Here is a 17994-nt window from a genome sequence, read left to right on the forward strand (position 1 = left end):
CCGAAAGAAGGAACCCCATGCCCACGCGCCGCGCCGTACTGGCCGCCGCCCTGATGGTGCTCGCCGCGGCCGGATGCTCCGGCTCCGGCTCGGGCGAGCAGCAGGCGGAGGCGAACACCGTCGTCGTCAGCACCTTCCCCTTCGGGGTGAAGGAGTTCGAGCAGGCGGTCATCACCCCGTTCACCCAGCAGACCGGGATCAAGGTCGAGCTGGACACCGGGTCCAACGCCGACCGGCTGTCGAAGCTGAAGCTGGCCAAGGGCGAGCCGGAGGCGGACGTGGTGCTGATCTCCGACTACTTCGCCGCGCTCGGGCAGAAGGACGGCCTGTTCCAGAAGGTCGACGTGCCCAACATCAAGCAGCTGGCGCCGTTCGCGACCGAGGGCGGCTACGAGGGTCCGGCCTACACCCACCAGCTGAACGGGGTCATCTACAACACCGAGCAGCTGGACCAGAAGCAGGCCGCCGACTGGAACCTGTTCGCCGACGCGGCGCACAAGGGCAAGGTGGCGCTGCCCGACATCTCGGTGACCGCCGGGCAGCTGATGATCTCCGGGGTGGGCGAGGCGTACGGCAAGGGCCCGTACGACATCGACGGCTCGCTGCGCACGCTGGCCGGCTGGGCCCCGAACGTGCTGCAGTTCTACACCTCATCCACCGAGGTCACGAACCTGCTCACCCAGGGCGAGATCGTCGCCGCCGACGCGCTGAGCGGCTTCGCCACCAAGCTCGTCTCCTCCGGCGAGCCGATCGCCTGGACGGCTCCCGCCAAGGGCCGCTACATGGCCACGAACCGGGCGATGATCCCCAAGGGCGCCCGCAACCCGGAGGGGGCGGCGAAGCTGATCGACTACATGCTGTCGGCCGAGGCGCAGAGCGCCATGGCGAAGACGGTCGGCGACCTGCCCACGAACCCGAAGGCGGACATCCCGCCCGAGATCGCCAAGGTGACCGGCGAGGCGGCGAAGGACCCCGTGGCCGCCGGCTACAAGACCCTCGACCCCGCCGAGCTCGTGGACACCCGCGCCACGTGGGTGGACCGCTTCACCCGGGAGGTGGCCGGCAAGTGAGGCTCGACCTGATGCCCAAGGTCGACCTGCACTGTCACCTCATCGGCACCGTGCGCGCCTCGACCTTCGCCGAGCTGGCCAGGCGGGAGCGGCTCGACCTGCCCGCCCCGCCCGAGCGGATCTACGCGGACGTGAACTCGCTGCCGCCGGACCCGGCGCTCTACCTGGACACCCGGATCCCGGTGCCGCAGGGCAGGAGCGCGGACGAGCCGGAGGTGTCGTACTCGCTGTTCCAGGTGTCGTCGTGGGTGCTGCAGGTGCTGCGCGACGCCGACGACCTGACCAGGATCACGTACGAGGCGTTCGAGGACGCGCACAGGACCAGCGCGACCCGGCACCTGGAGGTGTCGTTCGACGCGCTGACCGAGCATCAGGAGAAGCTCGGCTACGCGACGGTGGTCGAGGCGTACGCCGAGGGCATCAGGATGGCCGAGCGCGACTTCGGCATGTCGGGCCGGCTCATCGCGGCCGTGGACCGGAGCCGGTCGGGCGATGAGGCGCTGTCCTGGGTGCGCACGGTCGTGGACCATCCGCACGACTACGTGGCCGGCATCGGGCTGGACAACCTGGAGACGTCCGGGCCGCCCGAGCGGTTCGCGGCCGCCTTCCGGCTCGCCGGGGCGGCCGGGCTGCGCCGCACCGCGCACTCCTCCGAGCACGCGCCCGTCGCCGTCAACACGATCACCTGCCTGGACGTGCTCGGCTGCGACCGGATCGACCACGGCTACTTCGTCCTCGAAGACGACGAGGTGGTGGCCAGGGTCAGGGACGAGCAGGTGCCGTTCACCGTCATCTCGACCACGTCGCGGCGCTCGTGGCGGCCGTGGCGGCGGGCCTCGATCGCGGCGATGCTCGCGGCCGGGCTGAACGTCATCCCGGCCTCGGACGATCCCGGGATGTTCCCGACGTCGCTGGCGCAGGAGTACCGGATCCTGTCCGACGAGCTCGCCGTGCCCGACGAGCGGCTGCGCGCGATGGCGCTGGCCGGGGTGGAGGCGTGCTGGCTGCCCGAGCCCGAGAAGGCCGCGCTGCGCGAGCGCTTCGAACGCGAGCTGGCCGGCTCGGAGTGACCCGCCGCGCGCCGGCCGACGTGGGGGCGGCCGGCGCGCGGCTGGAACGGGTGCGGCCTTCGCCCGGTTCAGGTGATCGCGTCGTGGGGCAGGACGGCGTGCACGCCCCACGTCTCGTTCGCCACCTGGGTGACGCGCAGGTCCACGACCGTGCTGGCCAGCGCCGTGGCGGTGCCCCGGTCCAGCTCGTACAGGTGCTGCATCCAGGTGAGCATCGCGGCGAGCGCCTCCGCGGTGGCCGCGTTGAGGTCGGCGTCGAACCCGAACGTGACGCGCCCGCCGGGCGTCACCGCGTGGATCCCGGGCACGGGCGGGCCGGTGACGACGTCGAGCGTCACCTCGGTCGTCATCGGGCACTCGATCGCGGTGCCGCACACCTCGCCGTCGCCCTGCGCGGCGTGACCGTCGCCGAGGTGCAGCAGCGCGCCGGGCACGGTGACCGGCAGGTACAACGTCGCGCCGGCGGTCAGCTCGCGGCAGTCGATGTTGCCGCCGCCGGCCGCGCGCGGCGGGACCGTGGAGTGCGGGCCCGGCTCGGCGGGCGGCAGGCCGATCACGCCGAGGAACGGCGCGGTCCGTACGGTGTGGCCGCGGTCGCTGGTGGCGGTCCCGGCGTCGGCGTCGATCTCCCACAGCAGCCAGGACGGCTCCCCGGTGAGCCCGAGCGCGCGGTTCAGCGCGTTGTCCTTGGCGCCCGCGATGGTCCAGCCCCACTCTCCCGGCCTGGCCGAGTCGATGCGGACGGCCAGCACGTCGCCCGGTGCGGCGCCGCGCACCTCGACCGGACCGGTGAGGCAGTGACCGCGCCGGTCCGCGAACATGGTCGGCCGCCGCTCCCCCGGCGTGCGCTGCCGCTCCAGGTGGCCGGACGCGTCGAGCGATCGGACGACGACGGTGTCACCCGGGTCCACGCTGAGCGCGGGCGGCGTGTCGCGGTCGAGCACGTCGATCGTGGATCCGGGCTCGGGATGCAGGTGGTGGATGGTCAAACCGGCTCCTCGTTCTCGTAGGGGCCGACGACGATCTCCGGCGATCCGGCCCGCGACACACAGGCCACCATGCTCCCAAGGCGCTCCTTCTCAGTGGACACCGCGTCACGGTGATCCACCTCACCGTCGAGGACCGTTAGCCGGCACGTGCCGCAGACGCCCGCCTCGCAGGACGAGTCGACGCGCACGCCGGCCCGGCGCAGCGCGGCCAGCAGCGACAGGTGCGCGGGCACGGGCACCCGCCGCCCGTCGGGAGCCCAGACAGCCGTGAACGGCAGCGACATCCCGGTGCCGGCGGCCGTGAACTCCTCCATGTGGATCCGGCTCGCCCGCCAGTGCGCCGTCAGCGTGCGCACGGCCCGCATGAGCGGGGCGGGCCCGCAGCAGTAGACGCGCACGTCGTCGTCCGGCACGGCGAGGTGGGGCCACAGGTCGAGCGGCCCGTGGCCGTCGCTGTGGTGCACGGTGTCCTCGGGGCCGCCGAACTCGTTTAGGAACGGGGTCTCCGCCGCCGACCGCGTCAGATACAGCAGCCGTACTCCGGTACGGCCCCCGGCGCGTAACCGGCGCACCATGGCCCTGATCGGCGTGATGCCGATGCCGCCGGCGATGAACAGGTAGCGGGGCGACGGTTCGAGGGGGAAGCCGTTGGCCGGCGCGGAGACCACCAGCTCGGTGCCCATCGTCACGTCGCGGTGCATGCTCGCGGAGCCGCCCCGGCCGGCGTCGTCGCGGCGCACGCACACGACGTACTCCCGTGGCCGGGCGCCGCCCGGTTCGACCAGGCTGTAGCCGCGCTTGTGCCCGGCCGGGACGGTCACCACGACGTGCGCGCCCGGCTCGTACGCCGGCAGCGCGCCTCCGTCCGGGTCCCGCAGGACGAAGCGGCGCACGGCCGGCGTGAGGTCGGCCGCCTCACTGACGCGCAGCCGCAGCTCAGAGGACAAGGTCGCTGCCCCGCCGCACGGATCCGGCGGTGCGGACCTCCAGGTGGACGCCCATGAGCTGGTGCCCGTACGTCCTGTCGAGCAGGGTCACCACCGGCAGGTCGCGGCGGCCTGTGTCCGGATCGACCTCGGTCGCGGCGCAGCGCTTGGTCCGGTGCACGGCGCGGACGCGTACGCCGCCCAGGTCGAACTCCTGGCCGATCAGCTCCAGCTCGGACCAGGCCGGCAGGCCGTCCACGAGGACGTTGGCCCGGAACCTGCGCGGATCGACCACCCTGCCCGTACGTGACTCCAGATCGCGCACCGAGGCCAGGTTGACCAGCGAGATCCAGCCCATCGGCCCGTCCCCGGCCGCGGCGGCGTCGGTGAAGCGCCGGCCCGGCTCCCGCGCGAGCAGCGGCGTCACCCCGGCGGGCAGGTCGAGGATTCGGGCGAAGAAGCGCGCCGCGCCGTCGCGTCCCCGCTCGGTGCGCAGGTCGGCCCTGAGCACGTCGTGGCCGCCGACGCGGGCGGTGAGCACGTCGGTCTCCGTGTCGAGGTGCGTGCCGAGCCCGGCCAGGCGGTGGTCCGAGACCAGGGCGTAGAACTCCCGCTTCGACAGTCCCTCCCGGGTCCCCGGCCGGTAGGCGCCGTCCGGCCGGGCGAGCGCGTACCTCCGGTCGTACGGGACGCCCTCGCCGGGCCGGAGCTCGGTGTGGTCCAGGGGTTGCGCGCTGAGGCCCTTCACCGGGTAGACGAACAGCTCGCGCACCCGGCCGGCGCTCGTGCGCGTCACGACATGTCCCTCCTTTTCGCGGATTGCCTCCTCCGGCGTGTCCCTCACTCGACGGTCGTCTCCGTCGCGACGGCTCCGCCGCGGCGGCGCAGATGGCGGACGACCTCGATGACGCCGGTGACCAGGAACGCGAGCGCGAGGCCGACGGCGATCGCGAGCAGCGTGTTCTCCTGGAAGATGACGCCGCCGAGATAGCCGGTGAGCACGGTGTAGGCGCTCCAGGTCGCGGTGGCGAACCCGACGAAGGCCATGTACGCGCCCAGCGGGTAGCCGACGATCCCGGTGGACAGAGTGGCCAGATAGCGGCCGACCGGGATGAACCGGGTGGTCACCAGGACGAAGCCGCCACGGGCGTCGAGCTGCCGGGTGAACCAGTCGTGCGCCCGCCGCCGCTTGGTGCCGGGTGGCAGCCGTTTGAGCACGCGTGGCCCGAGCAGCCGCCCGGCGACGTACGGCACCATGTCGCCGAGGAACGCGCCGAGCGTCGTGGCGGCGATGACGAGCACGAGGTCGGTCTTGCCGGTGGCGGCGTAGACGCCGGCGACGACCACGACGGCCTCGCTCGGGATCAGCGGGAGGAAGGAGTCGAGGCAGGACACGGCGATGAGCACCGCGTACAGCCAGGGTGAGGTGATGAGCGATTCGGCGAGCTCCAGCCAGTCGATCATGGTGTTTCCCTCAGGGATGTCGGTGCGTCGCGTCGGCGGGTCTGTGTCGGTGGATCGTGTCGGTCGATCGTGTCGGCGGGTCGCGTCGGCGGGTCATGTCGGTGGATCGCGTCGGTGCGTCAGGGGGTGGTGAGGCCGGGGAGCTGGTCGTCGCGCCATTCGGCGCGCGCCCCCGGGCCGTCGGCCAGCTCCTGTTCCCGGGTCCGGAGCTCGACGCGCCGGATCTTGCCGGAGATGGTCTTGGGCAGGTCGTAGAACTCGATCCGCCGGACCCGCTGGTACGGGGCGAGGTGCTCACGCGCGTACCGCAGGATCGACAGCGCCGTCTCCCGCGTCGGCTCGTGACCGGGCGCCAGCGCGACGTACGCCTTGGGCACGGCCAGCCGGACCGGGTCGGGGGCGGGCACCACCGCGGCCTCGGCGACGGCCGGATGCTCGATGAGCACCGATTCGAGCTCGAACGGGCTGATCTTGTAGTCGCTGGCCTTGAACACGTCGTCGGTGCGGCCGATGTAGGTGATGTAGCCGTCGGCGTCGCGGGCCGCCACGTCGCCGGTGTGGTAGTAGCCGCCGCTCATCGCGTCGCGGGCGGTGTCGTCGCGGTAGCCGGTCATGAGCGGCAGCGGCCGGGCCGACAGGTCGAGGCACAGCTCTCCTTCGCCCGCGCCCGTGACCAGGCCGCCGCCGGCCGGGTCGACCAGGACGACCGGGACGCCGGGCAGCGGCCGGCCCATCGATCCGGCCCGGACCGCGGCGCCGGGAGGGTTGCCCACCTGGGCGGTGGTCTCGGTCTGGCCGAATCCGTCGCGCACGGTCAGGCCCCATGCCTGCCGGACCCGTTCGATGACCTCGGGGTTGAGCGGTTCCCCCGCGCTGATCACCTCGCGCAGCGCGTCCGGGCGCGCGCCCAGGTCGGCGTTGATCAGCATCCGCCAGACGGTCGGCGGGGCGCAGAACGAGCTGACCCCGCGGTCGCGCAGCTGCTCCAGCAGCGTCACCGGGTCGAAGCGGCGGTAGTCGCAGACGACGACGGCCGCCTCGGCGATCCACGGCGCGAAGAAGCAGGACCAGGCGTGCTTGGCCCAGCCGGGTGAGGAGAGGTTCAGGTGCGTGTCGCCGGGGCGCAGGCCCAGCCAGTACATCGTGGACAGGTGGCCGACCGGGTAGGACACCTGCGTGTGCTCGACCAGCTTGGGCCGCGACGTGGTGCCGGAGGTGAAGTACAGCAGCAGCGGGTCGTCCGGCGCCGTGCCCGGGTGCGCGACGCTCGTGTGCGCCAGCTCCGCGGCCGCCCGCAGGTCGGACCAGCCCGGCGCGGCGCCGACGCTGATCCGCGTGTAGCCGCCGGGCACGTCGTCGAACGCGCCGGTGTGCGCGGCGTCGCAGATCACGTGCCGGACGCGGCCACGGGTGATCCGGTCCGCGAGGCCCTCGGGACCCATCGCGGTCGTGGTGGGCAGGATGACCGCGCCCAGCTTCATCACGGCCAGCATCGACTCCCACAGCTCGACCTGGTTGCCGAGCATCAGCAGGACCGGGTCCCCCTTGCGGACGCCGGCCGTGGCCAGCCAGGACGCGAGGCGGTCGGAGGCGCGGGACATCTCGGCGAAGGTGCGTTCGGTCGCGGACCCGTCCTCCCGAACGACGACGAGGGCCGGGCGGTCGTTGCCGCGCGCTACGGCGTCGAACCAGTCCACCGCCCAGTTGAACCGGGTCCCGAGCTCCGGCCAGCGGAACTCGGCCACGGCGCGGTCGTGCCGGTCGCGCAGGCGCAGCAGCTGGTCCCGGCTCTGCCGGTACGCGGCGGTCACGTTCACGGTGTGTCCTCCTCGGTGCGGGTACGGGGCACGGCGTGCGTCAGGTGAGGCGTTCGGCGGGTCAGCGGAGTGCGGAGCCGGGGGCGGGTTCCAGGCGGATCGTGGACTCGGTCCCGGCCGTCAGGTCGGAGACGGTCTCGGCCACGCCGGCGCACCGGGGATCACCGTGGACGGCCTTCAGGACGCGTTCGCGGTCGGCGGCGTCCTCGAAGCGGCGGATCCAGACGAAGGCGTCCTCGTCGCCGATCACGGTGAACGCGCCCACCACGTGCATCCCCAGCTCCTGGTGCAGCGGGATGACGGTCTCGTCCATGTAGCCCGCCAGCTCGGCGCCCCGGCCGGGGCGGGCGTGTTCCGTACGGATCTCGTAGAACATCGATGCTCATCCTTCGTGGCGGTCGTCGGAGCGGGGGGTGACACGCGCGGCGGCGAGCGCGTAGGCGTCGGGGGATCCCTCCCACGGGCCCGTGCGCACCACGGCCCAGTGGGTGATCAGCCAGCGCCCGCCGAGCTTGCGCAGCCTGAGCTGCCAGTAGCCGCGCATCGTGCAGTGGTCGACGACACCGGGATCGGCGGGGACGTGGTGGTAGGCGACCATGTGCGTACGGCACTCGGCCTCGCCGTCCGACAGCCGTACGACGAGGTTGGAGGCGGCGTGGTGGGTGCAGTCGAAGCCGTCCAGGGTCTTTCTGGCCAGCTCGACCAGGTCGGGGGCCGTCACGGTGGTCGGCGGCCGGCCGTAGTGGTGGGTCGACAGGTCGAGCAGCACCTCGTCGGCGAACAGCCGGCGCAGCGCGGGCCAGTCCCGGTCGTCCTGGGCGTGGGCGAGGCCGGCGACGACGTCCGCGACGGCCGCCCGGTCGGCCAGCTCCTCCAGCGTGGTCATGACCGCGCCTCCGCTTCCGTGCTCTCGGTGCGGGGTCGGGCGTCCGCTTCCGTGCTCTCGGTGCGGGGTCGGGCGTCCGCTTCCGTGGTTTCTGTCAGGGGTGCCGAGCCCGGGCGGTCGATCAGCGGCAGCACCAGGCGGCTGGGACGGCCCGGGCCGTGGTGGACCCGGTTGACCGCGACCACCAGGTCGTCCGGGCCGTCGGTGGCGATCGTCGCGCCCGTGTTGGTGTTGCGGTCGTAGCGGGGGAAGCAGCTGCTGGAGACCTCCAGCAGGATGCGGTGCCCGGGCAGGAAGACGTTCGACGTCACGCCCAGGTCGATGCTCAGCTCGTAGACCGTCCCCGGCTCCATGAGCTCGGGCTCGGTGAGCGAGCCGCGGTGGCGGGCGCGCTGGATGCCCTCGCACAGCAGGATCGCCCTGCCGTCGGGGTGCACGTCCACGAGCTTGCCGGTGAAGTCGGTGTCCGGGGCGGAGGAGGAGACGTGCAGGACCAGGCCGACGTGGCCGGTGACCTCGATCGGGCGCTCCAGGACGGCGGTGCTGAAGCACAGCACGTCGTCGCGCGCCTCGGCCGCCGTCTGGTCGGCCGGGCCCGGGTAGGCGCCGGGCAGGGCGGCGAGCACGGTGCCGCCCAGGCTCGGCACCGGGTGGCGCGGGTCGTACCGGAAGGTGTCGGCCGCCTCCGCCGCCGGGACGTCGCGCCGCAGCAGGCCGTCGCCGGCGGCGGTGTTGGCGCGGCCGGCCCCGTCGAGGAAGAACGGAGTGTGGCGGGTGTCAGGCAGCGGCCAGTCCGCCTCGTCGCGCCACCGGTCGGCGCCCATGACGAAGATGCGCACCCGGTGCGTGTCGTCGGAGGCGCGGTCGGGCGCTCTGTCGGAGGCGCCGTCGGAGGCGCCGTCGGGCGCGCCGTCGGAGGCATCCGGCCTGCCCCGGACCCATCGATCGAAGAACCCCAGGTGTGCGCCCGTGACGTCGGCGGCCTTGATGCCGGCGTCGAGCCCGAACGACCGGTCGGGGAAGGTGCCGAGGTCCGTGCCGTCGGCATGGCTCCAGGGGCCGATGATCAGCCGCTGACCGTCGCGGGCCGCGGCGCCGCCGCCGTGACGGCGCATCATCGTGTAGGAGCGGACGGTCTCGCGGATGAAGACGTCGTACCAGCCGCCGATGTGCAGCGCGGGGACGGTGATGTCGGCGCAGCGGTCGATCGCGGCGATGTCCTGCCAGAACGCGTCCCGTTCCGGATGGCCGAGCACCTGGCCGGCCCAGGGCAGGTGCCGGGTCAGCGCGGCGCGGTCGGCGAGCGGCAGGGAGTCGTGCAGCAGCTCGGGATCGGACAATCCCGCCATGAGCCTGCCGGCATCGGCGGCATCCGCGTTCCGGTCACCGTCGCCATCGTCTTTGGCGTCGGCGAGGGTGCGGTGCAGGTTGCGCAGGGCCGACAGGGTGCCCCAGGTCAGCACGGCGTCCTGCGACAGCGCGCCGCCCGGCGAGTACCACGGCGCAGCGTACGGATCGGCGGAGGTCATCACGGGTGCGATGGCCCGCAGCGCCGGCACCTCGCGCACGGCCGCCTCCCACTGCGCGAACCCCATGTAGGACCCGCCCCACATGCCGACCGCCCCGTCGCACCACGGCTGCGCGGCGAGCCAGGCGAGCGTGTCGGCGCCGTCGCGGCCCTCGTGCGCGTGCGGCACGAACGTCCCCGGCGAGCGGGAGGTGCCGCGCACGTCCTGGGCCACCACCGCGTAACCGGCGGCCACGAGGGCGAACACGTCCGGCAGCTTCGGGTTGCCGTACAGCCCGGCGTCGTCCTTGCCGTAGGGGGTGCGGACCAGCAGCGCGGGAAACGGTCCAGGGCCGGCGGGCCGCCAGACGTTGGTGGCGAGGGCGATGCCGTCGCGCATCGGCACCGGCACGTCCACCTCGACGGTGAATGTCATGCCCGCGCCCGTCCCGTCTCGGCGTGCTGGGGCTGGGACCGGGACTGGGGGGTGATCATCCAGTGGCTGAAGGCGGCGTAGTTCCGTGCGAAGAGCTCCGGCGTGGGAGCGTGCTCGACCGCCGCCGACAGCCGCGCGACGTGCTCGTACCGGGGGATCTGGGCGGCCTCGTAGGCGGCGAGAGCGGCGGGTACGTCGCCGCCGGGGGTGAGCAGGCGGCCGAGCAGGGCGGCGTCCTCGATGCCCAGCGTCGCGCCGGCGGTGATGTGCGGCGACATCGCGTGGGCCGAGTCGCCGGCCAGCACGACCCGCGCGGAGACCCAGTGCGGCAGCGGCGGCACGAGCATGATCTGGTTGTGCAGGATCACCTCGTCCGGCGTGGCCTCGATCAGCCGGCTCAGGATCCCGTCCCGCCCGTCCTCCTCCAGGTGGGCGGCCCGTTCCAGGGCCTGCTGCTTCGGGGTGCCGGTCAGCGGGGGCGAGTTGAACTGGTTGACCAGCCAGTAGACCTTCCCGTCCTGGGTGCGCAGGTACCCGCCCCGGCAGCCGTTGCCGCCCAGGATCAGCCGGTCGTCCGGCACGGGGATGCCGGGGGCCGGGAAGACGGCGCGCCAGGCGTGGTGGCCGTCGTGCTCGCGGGCCTCGGTGCCCGGCACCAGTTGCGCGCGTACCGCCGAGTACGCCCCGTCCGCCCCGACGAGCACGTCCCCCTGCTCCTCGCCGCCGTCGGTCAGCCGGACGGTGACGTGGTCCGCGTGCTCGTCGTAGGCGTCGAACCCGGTGGACAGGCGGATGTTGGCGCGGCCCACGGCGTCGGCGAGCAGATCGTTCAGCTTCGCCCGGTGCACCAGCAGGTACCGATGGTCCTCGACCCCGAACTCCGGCGTTTCGAGCAGCCGCCCGGCCGGGTCGTGGAAGTACATCTCGCTGGGTTTGCCGATGGCGCGCACCTCGTCACCGAGGCCGAGTTCGTCGTACACCGCCAGCGCGTTGGCCCACAGTCCCAGCCCGGCCCCCGCGGCGCGGATCTCCGGCGCCTGCTCACAGATCACCACCTCGATCCCGGCGCGGCGCAGCGCGAGCCCCGTCGTCAAGCCCACGATCCCGCCACCGATCAGCACAGCCCGCATCACAGCCACCTCCGTCGTTCTCGGCACATGTTCGTCGCGCTGCCCACCGTAGGAACGACTCCGGATTAGCACCAGTGCAACATCGGTACGGACTCATTGCGCGTGTGATAATCGGCGGATGGACCACGTCGATCTCAACCTGATCGAGGCGCTGGACGCGCTGCTCGCCGAGAACAGCGTGACCAAGGCGGCCGCGCGCCTGCACACGTCGGCGCCGGCGATGAGCCGGGCCCTGTCCCGGCTGCGCCGCGCCTTCGACGATCCGCTGCTCGTCCGCGCCGGCCGCGATCTCGTACCCACGCCCAGGGCCCTGGAGCTGCGCGGTGAGGCGCACGCGATCGCGACCCGGGCGCGGGCGTTGTTCGCGCCGTCGACGGCCGCCGATCCGCGGACCACGGTGCGGGTGTTCGACCTCCAGGTCACCGACATGTTGTCCACGACGTTCATCCCGGCCCTCATCGACGACCTGCGGGTCGAGGCGCCCGGCATCTCGCTGCGGCTGCGGCCGGAGAACCTGGAGGACACCCCGGCCCTGCGCGAGGGGCTGGTCGATCTGGAGATCGGCAGCATCCGGCCCGGCGATCCCGAGATCCGCGTGGAGACGCTGGTCACGGAGACGCTGGCCGGCGTGGTGCGGCCCGGCCACCCGCTGGCGGAGGGGGCGGCCGTGACGCCCGAGCGGTTCGCCGCGGCCGATCACATCGTGGTGTCGCGGCGCGGGCGGGCCCACGGCCCGATCGACGAGCAGCTGGCCGCCCTTGACCTGCGCCGGCGGGTGGTCGCCGTGGTGCCGACGTTCGCGGGGGCGCTGTTCCTGGCCCGCGAGACCGACGTGGTCTGCGTCGCCCCGACCCGGCTGGGGCGGCCGATGCTGGAGACGCTCGGGCTGCGTACGTTCCCGATCCCCTTGACGCTGCCCACCGTGACGATCGACATGGCGTGGCATCCGCGCAACCACCACGACCGCACGCACCAGCTGCTCCGCGAGCGCATCAGCCACATCATGGCCGCCCTCGCCGGCCTGGAGTGACATGCGGATTGCGCTGCGGTAAATCATCCGTTGTGATACTTGCACTTGCCGTTATCCGGGCGGGTGCCTAGCGTTCCCGGCATGCATCTCACCGTTCTCGCGGCCTCGGGCCGTACCGGACTCGCCCTCACCCGGCAGGCGCTGCGGCGCGGCCACACCGTCACGGCGATCGCGCGCGATCCCGCGCGCATCGACCTGCCCGGCTCCCCCGGCCTGACCAAGGTGGCCGGCGACGTGCACGATCCGGCGAGCATCGCCGCGATCGTCGGCGCGGACTCCGTCGTCCTGTCCGCACTCGGCACCGACCAGGCGGGCGTCCTCCTGGCCGGCGCCAAGGCGGTCCTCGCCGCCGGGCCGCGCCGCGTCATCTGGCTCGGCGCCTACGGCACCGGCGAATCCGCCGCCGCGGCGGGAGCGGGCGCGAGCGTCCTCGTGCGGTTGCTGGGCGACCGGCTCGCGGACAAGGTCGCGGCCGACGGCGCCGTCCTCGCGGCCGGGGGCACGGTCTTCCACGCCGGGGTGCTCGGCGACGGGCCGGAGGATCCCGGCAGGCGCACGGTCGGCCTGGACGCCGCGCCGCCGTTCGACCTCGGCGCGAAGGTCAGCCGCGAGAGCGTCGCCGCGGCCATGCTGGACGAGGCCGAGTCGCCCCGCTTCCCCGGGGCCGTGGCCCTGCCGCTGCCCGGTTAGACGATCTCGGCCAGGCAGGCCCGTACCTGGTCGCGCAGCCAGGCGTGGGCGGGGTCGGAGTCGTAGCGCTGGTGCCAGTCGCAGCTGATCACCGCCGCCGGGAACTCGACCGGCAGCGGCCGGGTGACCAGCCCGAACGCCTCGACGTACGGACGGCTGAGCAGGTTCGTGCAGGTGACCAGCACCTCGCCGCCACGGGCCATCAGCAGGGCCACGGGCAGGCTCGCCACGGCCGCGACCACCTGGCGGCGCAGGCCCTGGGCGGCCAGCACGTCGTCGATCGGCGCGGTGAGGCGGCCCCGCCGGGAGACCACCACGTGCGGCCGCGCCGCGTACCCGCCCAGGTCGAGGCCGCCCGCGCACGGGTGGTCCTGGCGCATCGCCACGACGAGCGGATCGTGCCCGAGCGTCTCCGACCGGAACTCGGGCTGGCCGGGCCGGCCGCCGCCGAGCTCCAGGTCGACGCGCCCGTGCCGCAGGTCGTCGGTGTCGGCGGAGTGCTCGCCCAGGAATCGGAGCCGTACGGCGGGGGCCCGCTCCTGGATCCTGGCGACCAGCGCGGGCACGAGCGGGGCGGCGAGCGCGTCGTGGCACTGGATCGTGAAGGTGCGCTCCAGCGTGGCCGGGTCCGGCCGGCGGGCCGGCGCGAGCACGTCGTGCGCCTGCCTGACCAGCCGGTGCACGTCCTCCCTGATCGCCAGCGCGTACGGGGTGGGGGTCATGGTGTGGCCGGTGCGGACGAGGAGGTCGTCGCCGGTGACCTTGCGCAGCCGGCCGAGCGTACGGCTGACCGCGGGCGACGACAGCCCCAGCCGCCCGGCCGCCCCCATCACGCTGCCCTCTTCGAGCAGGGCGTCGAGCACGGTGAGCAGGTTCAGATCCACGTGCATGCCAGTGATTCCCCTCCCGGCGGCGGACGTCGGTGATCGGCCGGGCTCAGGACCCGCCGAGGAAGTCGACCGTGCGGCCGAGGTCGCGGCGTTCGGCTTCGCGGTAGGCCAGCCAGGCGAGGGCGAGGTCCTGCCAGGGCAGGCCCACCGGACCGTACACCGTGAGCTGTTCGGGGCCGGTGCGGCCCGGGTGGTCGGCGCGCAGGATCTCGCCGAGGGTGGCGTGCGCCGCCTCCGCCGGCAGGCCGGTCGCGGCGAGGACGCCCATGGCGGCGGCGAGCGGCCGGTCGTCCACCGCGAGCACCCCCGCGGCCTCCAGAACGGGGCGCGCCAGCTCCTGCTTGCCCGGTTCGTCCACACCCAGCGTGGTCAGGTGCCGGCCGGGGCGGACGTCGGCGAGGGTCAGCAGCGGGGTGCGGGACCAGGTGGCGAGCACCACGACGGAGGCGTGCGCGGCGACCTCGGCCGCCGATGCCGCGACGCGGCCGCCGTGCCGGTCGCGGAAGGCCGCGGCCCGCTCAGGGGACACGTCGTGAATGATCAGATCGCGTACGGGACGCAGCCGCCGCAGTCCGGTCACCACGAGGTCCGCCTGGGCCCCCGCACCGACGACTCCCACGACGTCACCCGCATCGTCGCTGCTCCGGGCGGCCAGCGCGTCGGTGCCGAGGGCGGCCGCCAGGCCCGTGCGCCACGCCGTGACGGTGGCGCTGTCGAGCAGGGCGAGCAGTTCGCCGTCCTGGCCACCGTGCAGGCAGATGACGCCGCGCAGCGCCGGGCTGGCCGCCGGGAACTTCGCGTTGACCTTCACCGTGTACGCGTCGATCCCGGGCAGCAGACCGGGGATCAGCGCGGTGGCCGTACCGGGGAACGGCAGCTCCGCCCGGATCCTCTGCCCGGCGAACGCCCCGCCGCCGTCCTGGACGAAACCGTCGCGCAGGGCCGCGAGACAGGCGTCAGGATCGAGCAGGGTGAGCAGGTCGCCACGGGTGAGGATTCTGGTCATGCCGGCCATGATGACAGGCGCGGTCCTTCCGGAGGATCGTCGCCCCCGTCAGGGCGAAGCAGCCGGTCGGAGTACGCGTCGGCCGCCGGTCGGCGAAGCAGCCGGTCGGAGCGAACGCCGGCCGCCCGTCAGCGGAACAGCCGTTCCAGGTGCGCGTCGATGGCGGTGAGCGCGTCGCCTGGCTCGATCACCCCCAGTTCGAGCAGCGGCGTCAGGCCGGTGAGGGCGAGGAGCAGGTTGGTCTCGGTGGCGGGATCCCGATCGGGGCCGATGTGCCCGTCGGCGATCGCCTGCCGGACCAGCTCCTCGACGAGCGCGCGTCCCCGGACGAGGCCGCGGCGGGCCTGCTCGCGCACGGCCTCGTCGTGCAGCGCCTCAAGGACGTAGGCGGCGCTCATCCGGCTGGTCGCGCGGGCGTCGGCGTGCAGGGGGAGCATCTCCGCGAGCGTCACGCGCAGCACGTCACGCGGGTGCGGACGGTCGCCGAGCCGGGTGAGGCCCTGGCCGACGCGCAGCGAGGTCTGCTCGGAGGCGAAGTCCATGGCGAAGGAGAGCATGGCGCTCCGCGAGGCGAAGTAGTGCTGCAACTGCCCGAGGGAGATGCCCGCCTCCTGCGCCACCACGCGCATGGTCAGCTGGCTGACGCCGCGCCGCTCCACCACCCGCCACAGGGCGCGGGCGATCGTCTCGCGGCGGTCGCGGTGATCCACCTGTTTCGGCATGCCCGGCCCTCCCGGATGTCTTTCCCATACAACTGACATAATACAGTTGACCTATAACCGGACGGAAGGGGATCGTCATGCCGGAACAGCCGAAGGTGCGCACCACGGAAGGTGTGGTGCAGGGGCTCTGGCGAGAGGGACACGCCGTGTTCCGCGGCATCCCCTACGCCCGGCCCCCGGTGGGAGAGCTGCGTTTCCAGGCCCCCGCCCCGCCGCCGCGCTGGGAGGGGACGAGGCAGGCGACGGAGTTCGGTCCTCCGGTGCCGCTGTCCCTGCCGATCGACACGGGCCCGCCGCAGGGCACGGACTGGCTGACGCTCAATGTGGGCACCCCGGATCCGGGCGCGGCGGGTCTGCCGGTGCTGGTGTGGCTGCCCGTGGGCGGCTACGTGTCGGCGGCGTCGAACGACCCGATGTTCGACCCGGCGGCGCTGGCCGAGGCGGGGCTCGTCGTGGTGAGCGTCAACTGCCGCGTGGGCGCGGAGGGTTTCGCGTTCCTCGACGACGCGCCGCCCAACCGCGGGTTCCTCGACCAGATCGCGGCGCTGGAGTGGGTGCGGCGCAACATCGCCGCGTTCGGCGGCGATCCCGGCCGGGTCACCGTGGGCGGGACGTCCGCGGGGGCGGGGTCGGTCGCCGCCCTGCTCACGATGAAGCCGGCCCGCGGCCTGTTCCGGCGCGCCATCGCCCACTCCGTACCGGGGCTGCACAGTACGCCCGCGCTGGCCCGGGAGATCACCGCCGCGTTCGCGGAGCGGGCCGGCGCGCCGGCCCCCACCGCGGCGGCCCTGCGTGACGTCGAACCCTGGCGGCTGGCCACGGAGCTCACCGCCTTCAACGCCGGCCTCCACGCCTACCGGGAGCGCTGGGGCCGGCTCACCGAGTCCGGCACCGCCCTGTGCCCGGTCGTCGACGGGGAGATCCTCCAGGAGACGCCGTGGTCCGCGCTGACCGGCGCGCGGGCGAGTGGGATCGAGTTGCTCGCCGGCCACGCACGGGACGAGTTCCGGCTGTTCAGCGTCATGAGCGGACGCCGGGGCACGTTCACCGGGCAGCACGCCCGCGACGCGCTGGACCTGCTCGCCCCGCGACCGCACGGCGCGGATGCCTACCGTGCCGGGTTCCCGCAGGCCGGTCCGGAGGAACTGGTGGAGACGGTGTACGCGGACGCCCTGTTCCGCATGCCGTCGCAGGGGCTGGCCGAGGCGAACACCGCGGCCGGCGGCACCTCCTACCTGTTCGAACTGTGCTGGACCGCCCCCGCCCAAGGTGGGGCCTTGGGCGCCTGCCACAGCCTCGACATCCCCTTGGCGTTCGGCACGCTGGACAGTCCCGTCGGCGCACAACTCCTCGGCGGCGAAGCCACCCCCGAGGCCGTCGCGGTCTCCGGCGAGCTCAAGGGAGCATGGGTCCGCTTCGTCACCACCGGTGACGCGGGATGGGCGGCCTACCGGCCGGACCTGCGGCTCACCCGTGTCCTGGACGTCGAGCCGGACACGCGGCCCTACCCCGAAGAGGCGTCCCGCCGGATCTGGGCGGGCCACCATCCCGACCCCTTCGATCTCCCCTAAGCGCGCAGTTTGACCACGTAGCGGTAGCGGTCGCCCCGGGCCGCCGAGCGGGTGTACTCGACCGGCCGGCCCGCCCGGTCGTACGTCCACCGCCTGATCACGATGAGCGGGCTGCCGACCGGGACGCCGAGCACGCCCGCCTCCCGCTCGTCGGCGGCCTCGGCGTGGATGCTCTCGGTGGCCTCGGCGACCCTGGTGTCGAGGTCCTCGGCGAGGGAGGCGTACAGGGACTGGCGCTCCGACAGCACCTCGGGGTCGATGCGGGAGCCGATCCGGTCGGGCAGCCAGGAGTCGAGCAGCGCGAAGGGAGAGCCGGAGCCCGTGCGCACCCGGCGGACCAGCCACACGGCCTCGGAGGGGAGGAAGCCGAGGATCTCCAGCGGCGGGGCGGGGTCGCGGCGGATCTCGACCCCGGTGATGCCCGGCTCGAGGCCCAGGTCACGCAGCAGGGTGGTGAAGCTGCGCAGGCTGCCGAGCGAGTGGCTGATGCCGATCTCCACGTTGACGTAGCTGCCCGAGCCGCGGCGCCGGGTGATGAGGTTGGCCGCGGCCAGGCGGTCGAGCGCCACTCTGACGGTGTTCCTGCTGACGCCGTACTCGTCGGTGAGCGCCTCCTCGGACGGCAGCCGCTCGCCTGGTTTGTACCGGCCGTCCAGGATCTGCGTGCGCAGAGAATCGGCGACGATCTCGTGCGCATGGCGCTTGGTCATGCGGGTCTCCCCTCGCTCACAAAGCCGGCGCAGACCGAAGTATCAGTAACAGTCGACCAACACAACTTATACCTACAGGA

18 protein-coding genes are annotated in these 17994 nt (G+C 73.4%); 5 read left to right on the forward strand and 13 right to left on the reverse strand.

The features are described 5' to 3' along the window. Positions 1–17 precede the first annotated feature (17 nt). Together B0I32_RS30040 and B0I32_RS30045 are read left to right on the forward strand one after the other, a co-directional pair. A complete protein-coding gene (locus tag B0I32_RS30040) occupies positions 18–1070 on the forward strand; it encodes an ABC transporter substrate-binding protein (protein WP_106245509.1) in 1053 nt (350 codons plus the stop codon). Continuing rightward, complete coding sequence (locus B0I32_RS30045; RefSeq protein ID WP_219912070.1) at positions 1067–2140, forward strand: adenosine deaminase family protein; 1074 nt, start codon at positions 1067–1069, stop codon at positions 2138–2140. The genes B0I32_RS30040 and B0I32_RS30045 overlap by 4 nt, the downstream gene beginning before the upstream one ends. A gap of 68 nt (positions 2141–2208) precedes the next feature. Here the strand turns inward: B0I32_RS30045 and B0I32_RS30050 are convergent, their stop codons facing one another. From B0I32_RS30050 to B0I32_RS30090, 9 genes are all read right to left on the reverse strand, one after another. Next, entirely contained in the window at positions 2209–3129 is a 921-nt protein-coding gene (locus B0I32_RS30050; protein WP_106245510.1) for an acetamidase/formamidase family protein, read from the reverse strand. Continuing rightward, positions 3126–4076: a PDR/VanB family oxidoreductase gene (locus tag B0I32_RS30055; RefSeq protein ID WP_106245512.1), complete on the reverse strand. Its 951-nt coding sequence runs from the start codon at positions 4074–4076 to the stop codon at positions 3126–3128. The genes B0I32_RS30050 and B0I32_RS30055 overlap by 4 nt, the downstream gene beginning before the upstream one ends. Further along, on the reverse strand, positions 4066–4851 hold the full coding sequence (locus B0I32_RS30060; protein WP_146178359.1) for an MOSC domain-containing protein: 786 nt from the start codon (positions 4849–4851) through the stop codon (positions 4066–4068). The genes B0I32_RS30055 and B0I32_RS30060 overlap by 11 nt, the downstream gene beginning before the upstream one ends. A 44-nt stretch (positions 4852–4895) precedes the next feature. Continuing rightward, complete coding sequence (locus tag B0I32_RS30065; protein ID WP_106245515.1) at positions 4896–5519, reverse strand: DedA family protein; 624 nt, start codon at positions 5517–5519, stop codon at positions 4896–4898. Positions 5520–5638: 119 nt separating this feature from the next. Then, on the reverse strand, positions 5639–7336 hold the full coding sequence (locus B0I32_RS30070) for an AMP-binding protein (protein ID WP_106245516.1): 1698 nt from the start codon (positions 7334–7336) through the stop codon (positions 5639–5641). Between the two features lie 61 nt (positions 7337–7397). Then, the gene (locus B0I32_RS30075) at positions 7398–7712 is read right to left on the reverse strand and encodes an NIPSNAP family protein (RefSeq protein ID WP_106245518.1); all 315 of its coding nucleotides are present in this window, start codon (positions 7710–7712) and stop codon (positions 7398–7400) included. 6 nt (positions 7713–7718) lie between these two features. Further along, positions 7719–8222 (reverse strand): nuclear transport factor 2 family protein, encoded by a 504-nt coding sequence (locus tag B0I32_RS30080; RefSeq protein WP_106245520.1) that lies wholly within the window; start codon positions 8220–8222, stop codon positions 7719–7721. Continuing rightward, entirely contained in the window at positions 8219–10165 is a 1947-nt protein-coding gene (locus B0I32_RS30085) for a CocE/NonD family hydrolase (RefSeq protein WP_106245521.1), read from the reverse strand. The genes B0I32_RS30080 and B0I32_RS30085 overlap by 4 nt, the downstream gene beginning before the upstream one ends. Next, positions 10162–11295, reverse strand: a complete 1134-nt coding sequence (locus B0I32_RS30090) for an FAD-dependent monooxygenase (RefSeq protein ID WP_106245523.1) — start codon at positions 11293–11295, stop codon at positions 10162–10164. The genes B0I32_RS30085 and B0I32_RS30090 overlap by 4 nt, the downstream gene beginning before the upstream one ends. A gap of 118 nt (positions 11296–11413) precedes the next feature. Between B0I32_RS30090 and B0I32_RS30095 the strand changes: the two genes are divergently transcribed. Then, entirely contained in the window at positions 11414–12325 is a 912-nt protein-coding gene (locus B0I32_RS30095; RefSeq protein ID WP_106245525.1) for a LysR family transcriptional regulator, read from the forward strand. 81 nt (positions 12326–12406) lie between these two features. Continuing rightward, positions 12407–13015 carry an NAD(P)-dependent oxidoreductase gene (locus B0I32_RS30100; protein WP_106245526.1) on the forward strand — a complete coding sequence of 203 codons (609 nt, stop codon included), beginning with the start codon at positions 12407–12409 and terminating at the stop codon, positions 13013–13015. Here the strand turns inward: B0I32_RS30100 and B0I32_RS30105 are convergent. The 3 genes from B0I32_RS30105 to B0I32_RS30115 form a co-directional block, all read right to left on the reverse strand. Beyond that, complete coding sequence (locus B0I32_RS30105) at positions 13012–13905, reverse strand: LysR substrate-binding domain-containing protein (RefSeq protein ID WP_106245527.1); 894 nt, start codon at positions 13903–13905, stop codon at positions 13012–13014. The genes B0I32_RS30100 and B0I32_RS30105 overlap by 4 nt on opposite strands. 46 nt (positions 13906–13951) lie before the next feature. Beyond that, positions 13952–14911, reverse strand: coding sequence for an ornithine cyclodeaminase family protein (locus B0I32_RS30110; RefSeq protein WP_106245872.1), 960 nt, complete (start codon positions 14909–14911; stop codon positions 13952–13954). A gap of 128 nt (positions 14912–15039) precedes the next feature. After that, on the reverse strand, positions 15040–15633 hold the full coding sequence (locus B0I32_RS30115; protein ID WP_106245528.1) for a TetR/AcrR family transcriptional regulator: 594 nt from the start codon (positions 15631–15633) through the stop codon (positions 15040–15042). Between the two features lie 77 nt (positions 15634–15710). Between B0I32_RS30115 and B0I32_RS30120 the strand changes: the two genes are divergently transcribed. Beyond that, the gene (locus B0I32_RS30120) at positions 15711–17204 is read left to right on the forward strand and encodes a carboxylesterase/lipase family protein (RefSeq protein WP_106245530.1); all 1494 of its coding nucleotides are present in this window, start codon (positions 15711–15713) and stop codon (positions 17202–17204) included. On the opposite strand, the gene B0I32_RS30125 is transcribed toward B0I32_RS30120, so the two are convergent. Continuing rightward, the gene (locus tag B0I32_RS30125) at positions 17201–17914 is read right to left on the reverse strand and encodes a GntR family transcriptional regulator (protein WP_106245532.1); all 714 of its coding nucleotides are present in this window, start codon (positions 17912–17914) and stop codon (positions 17201–17203) included. The genes B0I32_RS30120 and B0I32_RS30125 overlap by 4 nt on opposite strands. Positions 17915–17994: the final 80 nt, after the last annotated feature.

Source organism: Nonomuraea fuscirosea (genome assembly GCF_003001935.1).
GTDB lineage: Bacteria > Actinomycetota > Actinomycetes > Streptosporangiales > Streptosporangiaceae > Nonomuraea > Nonomuraea fuscirosea.

Excerpts from the sequence above, each read along its gene's own strand:
- B0I32_RS30040 (WP_106245509.1), top strand. The coding sequence starts at position 18 with ATGCCCACGCGCCGCGCCGTACTGGCCGCCGCCCTGATGGTGCTCGCC.
- B0I32_RS30065 (WP_106245515.1), bottom strand. The coding sequence starts at position 5,519 with ATGATCGACTGGCTGGAGCTCGCCGAATCGCTCATCACCTCACCCTGG.
- B0I32_RS30075 (WP_106245518.1), bottom strand. The coding sequence starts at position 7,712 with ATGTTCTACGAGATCCGTACGGAACACGCCCGCCCCGGCCGGGGCGCC.
- B0I32_RS30080 (WP_106245520.1), bottom strand. The coding sequence starts at position 8,222 with ATGACCACGCTGGAGGAGCTGGCCGACCGGGCGGCCGTCGCGGACGTC.
- B0I32_RS30085 (WP_106245521.1), bottom strand. The coding sequence starts at position 10,165 with ATGACATTCACCGTCGAGGTGGACGTGCCGGTGCCGATGCGCGACGGC.
- B0I32_RS30090 (WP_106245523.1), bottom strand. The coding sequence starts at position 11,295 with ATGCGGGCTGTGCTGATCGGTGGCGGGATCGTGGGCTTGACGACGGGG.
- B0I32_RS30095 (WP_106245525.1), top strand. The coding sequence starts at position 11,414 with ATGGACCACGTCGATCTCAACCTGATCGAGGCGCTGGACGCGCTGCTC.
- B0I32_RS30100 (WP_106245526.1), top strand. The coding sequence starts at position 12,407 with ATGCATCTCACCGTTCTCGCGGCCTCGGGCCGTACCGGACTCGCCCTC.
- B0I32_RS30105 (WP_106245527.1), bottom strand. The coding sequence starts at position 13,905 with ATGCACGTGGATCTGAACCTGCTCACCGTGCTCGACGCCCTGCTCGAA.
- B0I32_RS30110 (WP_106245872.1), bottom strand. The coding sequence starts at position 14,911 with ATGACCAGAATCCTCACCCGTGGCGACCTGCTCACCCTGCTCGATCCT.
- B0I32_RS30115 (WP_106245528.1), bottom strand. The coding sequence starts at position 15,633 with ATGCCGAAACAGGTGGATCACCGCGACCGCCGCGAGACGATCGCCCGC.
- B0I32_RS30120 (WP_106245530.1), top strand. The coding sequence starts at position 15,711 with ATGCCGGAACAGCCGAAGGTGCGCACCACGGAAGGTGTGGTGCAGGGG.
- B0I32_RS30125 (WP_106245532.1), bottom strand. The coding sequence starts at position 17,914 with ATGACCAAGCGCCATGCGCACGAGATCGTCGCCGATTCTCTGCGCACG.